11 protein-coding genes are annotated in these 11,930 nt (G+C 32.3%); all 11 read left to right on the forward strand.

What is annotated here, in order from left to right:
* Nucleotides 1-679, forward strand: a 679-nt coding sequence (locus AT685_RS00615; protein WP_234696207.1) for an alpha-1,2-fucosyltransferase, incomplete at its 5' end; no start/stop codon positions are given.
* The gene (locus AT685_RS00620; protein ID WP_072151121.1) at nucleotides 676-1,623 is read left to right on the forward strand and encodes a glycosyltransferase; all 948 of its coding nucleotides are present in this window, start codon (nucleotides 676-678) and stop codon (nucleotides 1,621-1,623) included. The genes AT685_RS00615 and AT685_RS00620, both read left to right, overlap by 4 nt.
* Before the next feature lie 98 nt (nucleotides 1,624-1,721).
* The gene (locus AT685_RS00625) at nucleotides 1,722-2,822 is read left to right on the forward strand and encodes a DegT/DnrJ/EryC1/StrS family aminotransferase (RefSeq protein ID WP_072151122.1); all 1,101 of its coding nucleotides are present in this window, start codon (nucleotides 1,722-1,724) and stop codon (nucleotides 2,820-2,822) included.
* Entirely contained in the window at nucleotides 2,819-3,595 is a 777-nt protein-coding gene (locus tag AT685_RS00630) for a DUF268 domain-containing protein (RefSeq protein WP_072151123.1), read from the forward strand. Before AT685_RS00625 ends, AT685_RS00630 begins: the two co-directional genes overlap by 4 nt.
* Entirely contained in the window at nucleotides 3,592-4,320 is a 729-nt protein-coding gene (locus AT685_RS00635; RefSeq protein WP_072151124.1) for a class I SAM-dependent methyltransferase, read from the forward strand. Before AT685_RS00630 ends, AT685_RS00635 begins: the two co-directional genes overlap by 4 nt.
* The gene (locus AT685_RS00640; RefSeq protein ID WP_159420440.1) at nucleotides 4,317-5,477 is read left to right on the forward strand and encodes a glycosyltransferase family 4 protein; all 1,161 of its coding nucleotides are present in this window, start codon (nucleotides 4,317-4,319) and stop codon (nucleotides 5,475-5,477) included. The genes AT685_RS00635 and AT685_RS00640 overlap by 4 nt, the downstream gene beginning before the upstream one ends.
* A 42-nt stretch (nucleotides 5,478-5,519) precedes the next feature.
* Nucleotides 5,520-6,674, forward strand: coding sequence for a glycosyltransferase family 2 protein (locus AT685_RS00645; RefSeq protein ID WP_072151126.1), 1,155 nt, complete (start codon nucleotides 5,520-5,522; stop codon nucleotides 6,672-6,674).
* Entirely contained in the window at nucleotides 6,675-8,075 is a 1,401-nt protein-coding gene (locus AT685_RS00650) for an O-antigen ligase family protein (protein ID WP_072151127.1), read from the forward strand.
* A gap of 14 nt (nucleotides 8,076-8,089) precedes the next feature.
* Nucleotides 8,090-9,316 carry a glycosyltransferase family 4 protein gene (locus tag AT685_RS00655; protein WP_072151142.1) on the forward strand — a complete coding sequence of 409 codons (1,227 nt, stop codon included), beginning with the start codon at nucleotides 8,090-8,092 and terminating at the stop codon, nucleotides 9,314-9,316.
* Nucleotides 9,317-9,884: 568 nt separating this feature from the next.
* Nucleotides 9,885-10,820: a glycosyltransferase family 2 protein gene (locus AT685_RS00660; RefSeq protein ID WP_072151128.1), complete on the forward strand. Its 936-nt coding sequence runs from the start codon at nucleotides 9,885-9,887 to the stop codon at nucleotides 10,818-10,820.
* A 332-nt stretch (nucleotides 10,821-11,152) separates the two neighbouring features.
* Nucleotides 11,153-11,803, forward strand: a complete 651-nt coding sequence (locus tag AT685_RS00665; RefSeq protein ID WP_072151129.1) for a sugar transferase — start codon at nucleotides 11,153-11,155, stop codon at nucleotides 11,801-11,803.
* The last annotated feature ends 127 nt before the right edge of the window (nucleotides 11,804-11,930 follow it).

Consider the following 11,930-nt stretch of genomic DNA (forward strand, 5'->3'; position numbering starts at 1 on the left):
CAGTAAGATACGGATTATTTCATCAATATCCGTAGATAGGGAGAAAGTGTTTGAACATTATACGAGAGAGGGAATTACTTATACTAAATTGAAAGGTATATTCAACTTCATTACACTCGTGAAAACAGGCTATTTTCAATCAGAAAGTTTTTTTGATCCCAATGTTGTAAAAAAGTTAGTAATTAAAAAGAAGTATTTAGAATTAGCTGATGAGTTTCTGCAAACTATACCACCAGATGCATACAAAGTTTTCGTGCATATAAGATTAAGAGACTACAAGAATTTTACTGTGTATGGTAAAACCACATTATTACCTTTTAGTTATTATCATAAATGTATAAAATGGTTTATGGAAAATAAAAAAAATGTTTATTTCATTTTTCTCAGCGATGAACCTGAAACTATTGAGAGAGAATTTATATATTTAAAGAATAAGACTATTTCTAAAGGCAATCATTTTGGAACAGATTTTGCGATAATGACTAAGTGTGACGCTGGCATACTCAGTGCAAGTAGTTTTAGTTGGTGGGGTAGTTACCTAATGAAAAATAGAGATTTAGTTATAGCACCAAAGTATTGGTTGGGGTTTAATGCGAGAGAAAATTATCATAGCAAGCCTTTAGCTAGTTTTATGTTAGAGGTTGAAATTTACGATACTAAATCGGAGGTCTTAGAATGACCCTTGCTCCCATTGTTTTATTTACCTACAACCGCCCTTGGCATACAAAACAGACAGTAGAAGCACTTAAGAAAAACTACTTGGCAAGCGAAAGTGAACTTTTTATTTACTCTGATGGTCCAAAAAATGAGGAAGCAGTAGCCAAAGTCAAAGAAGTGCGAGAATATTTAAAAACAATTGATGGGTTCAAAAAAATCACTATAATAGAAAGAGATAGAAATTGGGGACTTGCCAATAATATAATCGATGGTGTTACTGAGATAGTAAATGAATATGGCAAGATTATAGTCCTTGAGGATGACTTGGTGACAAGCCCTTACTTTTTGAAATTTATGAATGAGGCATTGGAGATGTATAAAGACAAGGAGAAAGTTATGCATATATCGGGGTATATGTACCCAATTAAGAAAGAAGGACTACCTGATGTATTTTTTTTAAAGCCTACAAGTTGTTGGGGATGGGCTACTTGGAGTAGAGCTTGGGCTTTTTTTGAAAAAGCACCAGATAGGCAGATAAAACTACTAACAAAAGAGCAGATAAAGGATTTTAATCTAAACAATTCTTACGATTATTGGAATCAGTTGTTACTTAATTATAAAGGAAAATTAAACACTTGGGCAATTTTTTGGTATCTAAGTGTTTATCTTAATGGAGGTTTATCTTTACATCCGAGGGACTCCTTGGTTCAAAATATAGGCCATGATGCCTCAGGAACACACAGTGGGAAATCTGATATATTTAAAGTGGATATTTCCATGAAAGGAGAGTGGAAATTCCCTCATGATATAGCTGAACACCATATCGCCAGAAAGAGGCTTGAAGATTACTTTAATAAAATAAAGCCTCCCTTATGGAGGAGAATCATAGGGAGGGTTATGCCAAAAGAGGTAAAAGAGTTGATAAAAAATTTATTTACAAAAATTAATAAAAGGTTGATATTATGACGAAGTTTATTAGATTTACATGCCTATTGGAATGTATTGCACTAAGACTAAAGAAAGGCGATATTTTTTTAACAAATTATGAAATGAGGTAATTAATTATGGAATTTATACCTATTTCCAAACCGTCAATTACCCAAAAAGAAATTCAATATATTATGGATGCAGTTAGTTCTGGATGGGTTTCTTCACTCGGTAAATATGTAGATATGTTTGAAGAAAAATTTGCTTCCTATTGTGGCACTAAATATGCTTTAACTACATCTAATGGAACAACTGCCTTACATTTAGTATTGGTAGCCTTAGGGATTAAACCCGGTGATGAGGTTATAGTCCCTGACATTACTTTTGTAGCTACTGGCAATGCAGTTAAATATGTTGGAGCACAAGCAGTTATAGTAGATATAGAGGAGGAAACTCTTTGCATAGACCCAGAATCTGTCAAAAAGGCTATCACACCCAAAACAAAAGCTATTATTGCTGTTCACCTTTATGGACACCCAGCAAACATGGAAGAGATTAATAAAATTGCAGGAGAGTACGGTATAATAGTTATAGAAGATGCTGCTGAAGCTCATGGTGCAGAAGTTAATGGTAAAAAAGTTGGGAGTTTAGGCCATGTTGGAACATTTAGCTTTTATGGAAATAAGATTATTACCACTGGTGAGGGTGGAATGATAACAACAAACGATGAAAATCTCTATGAGAGAATGCGACATCTTAGAGACCACGCTATGAGTAAGGAAAAGAGATACTGGCATACAGAAGTAGGGTTTAATTATCGCATGACAAATATACAGGCTGCTCTTGGTTTAGCACAACTTGAAAGAATTGATGAAATAATTGCTAAGAAAAGACTTATTTTTGAATGGTATAAAGAAGGACTAAAAGACATAGAAGGTATTAAATTAAACTATGAAGCACCTTGGGCAAAAAATGTTTATTGGATGTTATGCTTCGAAGTTGAAGGATATACAGAAAAACAAAGAGATGAGCTTATGAAGAGGTTAAAAGAGAAGAATATTGATACCAGACCATATTTTTATCCGTTGTCAGACATGCCAATGTTTGAAAAAAAGATAGATACCCCAGTAGCCCATAGGGTGTATCAGAGAGGATTGAACCTACCCAGCTATTTTGATATTAGTAAAGAAAATGTGGATTATGTATGTGAAGTAATAAAGGAGTTGTTAAAAATATGAAAATAATAGAGATTGGACATAAACTTCTAAATAGGGTAGACGGGTGGATAAAAAAAAGAGATGTTCAAAAAAAATTTAAAATCTATAAAAGCATGATGAATGAAGATCATCCATTCAAAAACATGCCTATGAAAGTTATTGGAGATTGCTCTGCAGACCCATATGAATTTTTTAATCATTACGATGCTTTTAGTGTTTGGCTTGTGAGAAAATTAAAATTGCTTGGGGAAGGGAGAAGGCTTAAGATACTTGATGTTGGAAGTCGTAAAGTAGTGAATGCTATAATAGCTTTAGAACATGATGTTACTTCGATAGTTTTGAAGGATTGTGAAGATAGTATTTCTGATGTGAAATACATAATTCAAGATATTGTTAAGCCATTGGACCTTCCGGATAATTATTTTGATGTTTTTACGTCAACAGTTACATTACATCTGGTTGGTCTTGGACGATATGGCGATGAATTAAATCCGTATACACTCATTAATTTTATTGGTGAATTAGATAGGGTGATGAAAAAAAACTCTGATTTGATATTTTCTATTTCATACGGCAAAAATTGTTTGACTTTCAATGAAGGTTGGAAGTTCGACATCCAAACGCTAAAAAAACTCTTCAGTAAGTGGGAGTTATATGATTGGTTGATAGATAATCATTCAGGTATTCCAGTTAAATCATATAGAGAAAGGTTTACAAAAGATTTATCGCTTGATGGATGGGCCGAGGGAGAATATCGAGTAATTTTCCTTCACTTTAGAAGGGGGGATCTATGAATAATTTTGAAGAATATTACAATACTTTCTACAAAGAGTTGGCAAAATTAGATGCTCTTGGAAACACATTTGATAAAATAAAGACTATATTACCGCCTCTTAAAGGTAACGAAAGTGTTATTGATATTGGTTGTGGCTATGGCAGCGTTAGCTATGAGCTAATAAAAAGAGGACATCATGTTGCAGCAGTTGAGATCAATAAAGAAGCTATTGAGGTCCTTAAGGCAAAAGGCTTTGAGGTTTTTGAAAGAGATATTTCAAAACCACTAAATATAAGTAAAAAGTTTGATATTGTCTTGATATTAGATGTGTTGGAGCATTTATTTGATCCTTACTCTCTGTTAAAAGAAGCTAATAAAATAACGAAGCCTGGTGGTGTGATAATTGTGTCTGTGCCTTTATATTTTGATATTCTTGATCGTTTAAAAATTCTATTTACTGGCAGTGTTATTAGTATGGATAATTTATGTTATGGAGAAGAAATTTATAAAAAATTTAGAAGTTATAATTACGATCATATACGATTCTTCAGACCAAAGGATATTATTGAAATGGGCGAGAGCTTGTCTTATAAAATTGAGAAAATAGAATATGTACCAACTGGATATTATGGTAAATCCAAGTTATTAAAAATCTTAGTTAGATTTTTCGCAAATAAATATACAGTAAATTTAAATCCAAATCTTTTAGCACACCACATGAAAATAAGATGGAGGGTTCATTGAAAACAGTAGGGGTACTTGCTTTTAGCGATAAATTTGGTGGCGGAGTATATCAATACACTCAATCCATAATAGATGCATTAAAAAAAGACAAAACAGGAAAACGCAGATACATAATATTCTGTAATGAAGGCGATAATAGATTTGATAACCATGGATTTGAAGTGCGAAAGTTAAATAGAGCAAAAAACTCTCTTCTTGTGAAGATTTTGAGAGCTTTTCAGCTTCTGTTATTAATACGAAGACCTTTGTTATTTAACAAGCAAGAGTATGATATGTTTAAAGACATTGATATTTTTTTATCTCCAGCTATATCCGCTTATCCCCATTTTTATATGAACAAGCCTTTTATATTTACTCTGCATGATATGCAAGAAAGATATTTTCCTGAATTCTTCACTTTCAAAGAGAGATTAATAAGATGGTTAAACAATAGAGCTTTAGCTAAAACTGCTTGGAAAATTATATGTGAATCAAATTATGTCAAAAATGATATTATTAAATTCACAGGAGTTGATAAAAATAAAATTTTCGTAATTACTTCACCACCACCGGCAGAGTTCTTAAATTATCACTTCAATGAAGAAAGATTTCAGCTTATAAGAAAGAAGTACAATTTACCTGAAAAATATATTTTCTATCCTGCTCAAGCATGGTTTCACAAAAATCATATTAGGCTTGTAGAGGCTTTCAAGATTGTTAACGAGAAACATCCTGATATTTATCTTATTCTCACAGGCTCACAACAAAATAATTATCATAATTTAATGAAAAGGATAAATGAGCTAAATATTAATCATAGAGTTAAACATTTAGGATATGTAGATTACGATGAATTGCCCTATCTATATAAGATGTCACTATTTTTAGTAATGCCTAGTTTGTTTGAAAGCGTAAGTATACCAATTTATGAAGCTTTTGCTTTAGGAGTTGCTGTCTGTAGTTCTAATGTTGTTGCATTACCAGAGCAGGTTGGTGATGCAGGACTTTTGTTTGACCCTTATGATGTGCAGGATATTGCAGAAAAGATGTTGATTTACTTAGAGGATGAAAGTCTGAGAAAAGAAAAAGCAATGCTGGGATACAGGAAAATTGCTGGGTTCAACTATGATGTTTATCTAAAAAGATTGTTAGAAGTTTTAGACGATAATCCGTGGTAAAATTGTATATGCTAATGCTATTACTATTTTGGAGGCAAATATATGTTAGTAAAGCTACCTCTTGGTAGTGAGTTTTATACAGCGGATGGTAAGCTAAGGGATGATTTAAAGTATAGTATAAATTTTGATGAGCTTAAAATACGGGATTCTAAGATAATAGGTAAACCAGAAGATAAGTTTGAGACTATGCTTTTTCTGCCGGTTGGAGAGGGTAGGAAGGGAGAGGGCGGTCTTAGGACAAGGGGATATTTTAAGTTTAGTTATAAGTATATAGACAAGGACTGGTTTATATGTGATATTGAAGGAAACCCTCTCAAACCTGCTCCGGTGGATATTCAGGAAAAAATTAATAGCTATATAGCATCTTTACCAGAAGATGTTAGACACAAGATGACAGAGCTTCCACTTATAACGGTTATAACTGTTGTTCTTAATGGTGAGAAATATCTTGAACAGACTATTCAAAGTGTAATAAATCAGACATATCCAAATGTGGAGTATATTATAATCGACGGTGGGTCTACGGATGGGACTTTGGATATAATTAAAAAATATGAAGACGAAATTGATTATTGGGTGAGTGAAAGAGATAAAGGTATTAGCGACGCATTTAATAAAGGTATAACCACAGCCCTAGGGGAAATTATTGGAATCATTAATGCAGATGATTGGTATGAGTTAAATGCTGTTAATATAGTGGTTGCTCAATTTCTTGATAAACGAGTAGATGTTGTGCATGGAATGCTTCGGTACTGGTATAAAGCAGATAAAACCGAACTATTTTTTGGAAATGACGCTTTACTGTTTAAAGAGATGACCATAAATCATCCAACTACTTTTGTATCTAGTAAGTGCTATAAACGTTTTGGACTCTTTCGAGAGGACTTTCGATGTGCTATGGATTATGAGTGGTTGTTGCGTGTAAAAATAAACGGAGCAACATTCTTATATATAAACCAAGTTATAGCAAATATGAGGTCAAGTGGAAAATCTGATAGCCAATGGCGACAAGCGTTGTATGAGGTTGCTAAAGCTAAATCACTCCACTTGCCAAATACTAAAATGCATTTCTTTTATTTTTTTTATCAAATTATCAAAAGAAGCATTCGTATTCTCTTAGAGTGGTTAAGATTGCATTTTATAATACGCTTTTATCATGCCAATTTTTCCTTAGTGAAGAAACGATTTTTAAATTAAATGCATTTCTCATTAAATCAAATAAATAAAATTGTTCGTTTCTTGTTTGCTTTGGCAATTATTCTTTTGCCTTTCAATGCACTCCCTTACTTTAGAAACATCTTAAGGGAAATAGCATATGAAGGAACTTTCTACCCATTATTTACTCTCATGGTCATTTTTGGTATTATGTTTCTACAAGGTGAGAAAATTATGTTACCTAAGCATATAAGTTTTAAAATCCTTATATTATTTCTCTTTTGGATTTTATTGTCAAGTTCAGTAAACTTTTTTTCCATAGCCTCAGTAGAGACAAAAGGTCGAACTGGTGTAGAAAAGTTCTTATTGCAATTCATGCTTGTAATCTTTGTCATAATAACATCTTTATTGATATATAATATCACTGTGCGTCTTCAAGAACCACTATATAATCTTCGCCGTTTTATAATGATTTCATTTTTGATTGCAGGAGCTTACTCATTAGTGGAAATAGCTTTCCTGACTGGTCAGAATTGGGCAGGTAATATTTTACAGGCAATTGATTTAATTATCAGGGATACAAGTCAAGTTGCTACTTTGTATTTTGGTCGTTTGCGCTCAGTTTCTGGTGAAGCCTCATGGTTTGCTCTATATTGTAGTTTTGCTTTGCCCTGGATTTTTAGCTATATATTTACCGCACGCAGATATAATATATGGTTATTCCTATTAATTTCTTTTTACCTGTTACTACTTATCATCTTATCAATGTCCCGCGCAGCTTACGTTATTACAATTGTGCAGTTATTTCTATTTATATTTGCTTTATTTTTTTCAAGGCAAAAATCCATACAAAAGGGCCGTATTTATGCACTACTATTGAGCCTAGTGGTTGCAATATTTATTGTAACAATTGGATTTAAAGACTCAATTTTCTTTAGGCAAACCATTCTCGATGTTCTATTTTCTCTTATTAGCCTTGAAAACTTGTCCAATGTAGCTCGTATAGGATCTCAAATTACGGGATTTAGCATAGCACTAGATTATCCAATTTTCGGTGTTGGTTTAGGGCAATACGGCTTTTACATGGCAGATTATGTGCCAGATTGGGCCAAAACAGATGAGATGCTTGCTTGGATTGATCCATCTGTGGGTACACCGTGGGCACCTGTACATGGTATTTATTCAAGAATTTCCTGCGAACTTGGTTTCGTTGGATTAGTAATATGGTTAGCAATTTGGCTAACTGTATTGTATTCATGTTATAAACGCTACCGTCTCAATTCTCGCTTAGCTGGTTCTCATGATATTCTCGGCTTATCGTTGCTAATAAGTATAATTGGCATGTTATTATCTGGGTTTAACATAGATTCTTTTCGCTTTTTTTGGATATTGGATTACATTAGGTGTGGCATGGTTGTATTTAAGTTCATCCACCTCAAATAAGATTGCCTCAAGTTATGAACTTAAACATCGTCATAGTTAATGATTTCGCTCATGTTAATGGAGGAGCAAGTGAAGTTGCGGTATTGAGTGCAATTTCATTGGCAAAACAAGGTTATGCAGTAACATTTTTTGCAGCAGTACCACCGATAGATCCTGAACTGAAGAATTATGCAAATGTAAAGATAATTTGTATGGGGCAATACGATATCCTTAAAGACCCAAATCGATTTCGTGCTGCAGTTCAAGGAATCTGGAATTTTTCGGCAGCTCGATCAATGGCACAACTTCTTGATACTTTAATACCATCAAATACCATCATACATTTACATTCCTGGACCAAGTCCTTATCTTCAAGTATAGTTCGCGTTGCCATTAAAAAAGGATTTAAAGTTTTGTGTACCATGCATAATTACTTCTTGGCCTGTCCCAATGGGGGCTTTTTTAATTACCCAAAGAATGAAATCTGTCATTTGAGTCCACTGTCTGCCAAATGTATTATGACAAACTGTGATGTAAGGAATTATCCTCAAAAGCTATGGCGTGTCAGCAGACAGGTTGTTCAAAAATATCTTGGTTTTACACCAGATGGAATCAAAGATTTTATTGCTGTATCTGATTTTAGTAAAGCGATTCTCGAAACGTTTTTGCCAAAGAACGCAAGAATTTATACCGTTAACAATCCTATAGACGTTTCAAAAAGTGATCCCGTTAGTGTGCATAGAAATAATTTTTTTGTTTACGTCGGAAGGTTATCAAGGGAAAAGGGTCCACACCTGTTTGCCAAAGCAGCATCAATATTAGGATTAAACGCTATTTTTATAGGTGATGGACCGTTAAGAGATGAAATATCGTCTATTTGTCCCTCTGCAGAGATAACAGGTTGGTTGCCTCGCAAAGAAGTTTATAGATTACTAAATTCAGCTAGAGCGTTGATATTTCCCTCTCTTTGGTATGAAACTCAAGGATTAGTTGTACTTAAAGCAGCTGCTATGGGGGTTCCAGTCATCGTTTCAAATACTTCCGCAGCCCGTGATCTTGTAGCTGATGGTTTAACAGGTTTATGGTTTAAAAGTGGGGATTTAAATGATTTGATAATGAAAATACAAGTTTTACAAAATCCTGATATTGCAAAAAAAATGGGACAAATGGCATATGAACGATACTGGCAAAATCCGTTAACTATAGATAGACATATAAGCCAATTAGAAGAGTGTTATAAAAAGGTTTTAGAGATTTATTAATAGTTGTCATAAAGTTGAGCTTAGTTTTAGTTATTGCTTTCCACATTAAATGTGCAAGCATGCGAGATTGACTATTTTTTAATAATTGATTCAAGTTCTAACGACTGGACAATTTACTTTTTGAAACTCAGGAGTTTTTATTCATATAATTTCATGCTCTGAGTTTAATCATGATAGCACCAAGCAGTTTTTATGGAATTAGTTCCAGATGCGTTAGTAAAGAGTGAAGCAGCATCATGTTCCATACCCTGATAGGGTATTAAGTATAAATAATAATTGACAGAAGTCTAAATCATAGAAGTTTTGAATGTTAGAGAATAACATTGTTGTGAGTAAGGTTTTTGGATTTTCCTGTAATAATGAAACCAAAGTCAAAATTTTTACATAAGTGAATCATGAAGACGAGTATTATCCGTGATTGGATTCATAAAATAATTAAAGGCATGAAAAAATTTCACGGTGAAAGAGGAAATCCATTTCTCAATGTTAGATAAAGGATATAGATAAACTTACTAAAATAGCTATGTAATTGTAATTAGAAAAAATTTAAAAGGTAGAGTCTGTAAATATGAAAAAGGATATAAAAATAACAAAATTTGACGTTATAATTTTAACTTATAATTCTCAAAATAGGATTTTAAATTTAATTAATTCTATTAAATTACAAACTATACAGCCTGAAAATATCTTAGTTATAGATAGTAACTCTACAGATGATACTGTAAAAATTGCTAAAAATAACGGATGTATTACCTATGTTATAAAAAAAGAGGATTTTGATCACGGTGGTACAAGAACTTATGCAGCAAAATTAAGTAATGCTGAATTTTTAGTTTATTTAACGGATGATGTGTTGTTATATGATAAATATTCTTTGGAAAATTTATTAGTTTTCTTTGACGATAATAAAGTTGCTGCCGTGTTTGGTAGGCAGATACCTTATGAGGATACTAATATTTGGGGGAAACATCTAAGATTTTTTAATTACCCTGAAAATGATTATATAAGAAGTTATCAAGATAAAAAAGAATATGGAATAAAAACAGTTTTTTTATCTAATTCATTTTGTGCCTATAGAAAAGAAGCTCTTGAAAAAGTTGGATATTTTAAAGAAAAATTAATCCTTGGAGAAGATACTTATATTGGAGCAAAATTAATTATGGCAGGTTATAAAATAGCGTACTCTTCTAAAGCTATTGTTTTTCATTCTCATAGTTATAGTATAATACAGGAATTTAAAAGGTATGTTGACATAGGAATTTTTCATAGAACAGAAAATTGGATATTGAAAGAGTTTGGAGCACCTAAAAGAGAAGGGAAAAAATATATTTTTTCTGGCATAAAATATTTAGTAAAAAACAAAAAAGTTATTTTAATTCCCGAGTTTTTTATAAGAGTATTTTTTAAGTATTTAGGATATAAATTAGGATATAACTATACGATATTGCCAAAATTTTTAGTTAAGATAATTAGTATGCATAAACCCAAGTTTCTTTTTAATTAATTAGGTTTTATTTAATACGGTTCTCTCGTGGAAAATTAAAAAATATCGCACTTTATGGGATAAAAAGAGCGTAGAGAAAGATTTAAAAAGGGTTTAATGAGTTTGTGGATAGCAAAATTGGGGAGTTTTATAGATAGATTGGCAGAAGCATATACTTTAATTGGAATTGTGCCTTTAGAAGAACAAGCCTGCAGTAAAGGTGTAAAGAATTTGAAATGATAAATTATTATTCAAGTTTTGGTAAATAGGTTTGTTCTGTAAAGATCAATTAAAAAGTTTTATAGAAAAGTAAAGATAAGGAGTTTAAAAATTATATCTGTAAAGTTAAATCAATGGTTGAATTTAAAACAAAAATACCTTTGGATAACCCTATAGCACAAGGTGTAAAACGTTTATTAGACTTGATATTAGTGGTTAGTACCATACCTATTTGGCTTCCTATAATAGGGATAATAGCATTACTAATATGGTTAAAAGATAAGCACGCACCATTTTATATTCATAAACGTATTGGAAAGGGAGGTAAACTAATTTCTGTGATTAAATTTCGTACAATGATACACAATGCTGAATCAGTTTTGAAAGACTATCTCAGCAAAGACCCTTTATTGAAGGCTGAATGGGAACAAAATTTTAAGTTAAAGAATGATCCGCGTGTTACTATAATTGGTCGTTGGTTACGTAAATCATCACTTGATGAATTACCACAACTTTTTAATGTATTGAAGGGTGATATGAGCTTGGTAGGTCCGCGACCTATTGTTAAAGAGGAAGTGCCACGATATGGTGATGTCTTTAATTTATATATAAAAGTCTATCCTGGCATCACTGGACTGTGGCAAGTTTCAGGGAGAACCGATTGTAATTATTCTGAAAGAGTATCTATGGATGCTTTTTATATAAAGAATTGGTCTATTTTGTTAGATCTTTTAATTTTAATTAGAACCATCATTGTAGTGCTGAAAAGAAAGGGAGCATATTAACTTTTATCTAACCAACTGATTGGATATTTAATGTATTTTTCAGTAAAATAACAAAAACGATTTGTTTTTAAACCGCCCCTCCCATTATCTAACTAAACCATTAGGGAGAAACAATCCTTAAAAATAT

It is taken from the genome of Candidatus Kryptobacter tengchongensis (assembly GCF_001458555.1).
Classification (GTDB): domain Bacteria; phylum Bacteroidota; class Ignavibacteria; order Kryptoniales; family Kryptoniaceae; genus Kryptonium; species Kryptonium tengchongense.

What these genes read in the sequence shown, in the direction of transcription:
- AT685_RS00620 (WP_072151121.1), top strand. Translation starts at nt 676, where the DNA reads ATGACCCTTGCTCCCATTGTTTTATTTACCTACAACCGCCCTTGGCAT.
- AT685_RS00625 (WP_072151122.1), top strand. Translation starts at nt 1,722, where the DNA reads ATGGAATTTATACCTATTTCCAAACCGTCAATTACCCAAAAAGAAATT.
- AT685_RS00630 (WP_072151123.1), top strand. Translation starts at nt 2,819, where the DNA reads ATGAAAATAATAGAGATTGGACATAAACTTCTAAATAGGGTAGACGGG.
- AT685_RS00635 (WP_072151124.1), top strand. Translation starts at nt 3,592, where the DNA reads ATGAATAATTTTGAAGAATATTACAATACTTTCTACAAAGAGTTGGCA.
- AT685_RS00645 (WP_072151126.1), top strand. Translation starts at nt 5,520, where the DNA reads ATGTTAGTAAAGCTACCTCTTGGTAGTGAGTTTTATACAGCGGATGGT.
- AT685_RS00650 (WP_072151127.1), top strand. Translation starts at nt 6,675, where the DNA reads ATGCATTTCTCATTAAATCAAATAAATAAAATTGTTCGTTTCTTGTTT.
- AT685_RS00655 (WP_072151142.1), top strand. Translation starts at nt 8,090, where the DNA reads ATGAACTTAAACATCGTCATAGTTAATGATTTCGCTCATGTTAATGGA.
- AT685_RS00660 (WP_072151128.1), top strand. Translation starts at nt 9,885, where the DNA reads ATGAAAAAGGATATAAAAATAACAAAATTTGACGTTATAATTTTAACT.
- AT685_RS00665 (WP_072151129.1), top strand. Translation starts at nt 11,153, where the DNA reads ATGGTTGAATTTAAAACAAAAATACCTTTGGATAACCCTATAGCACAA.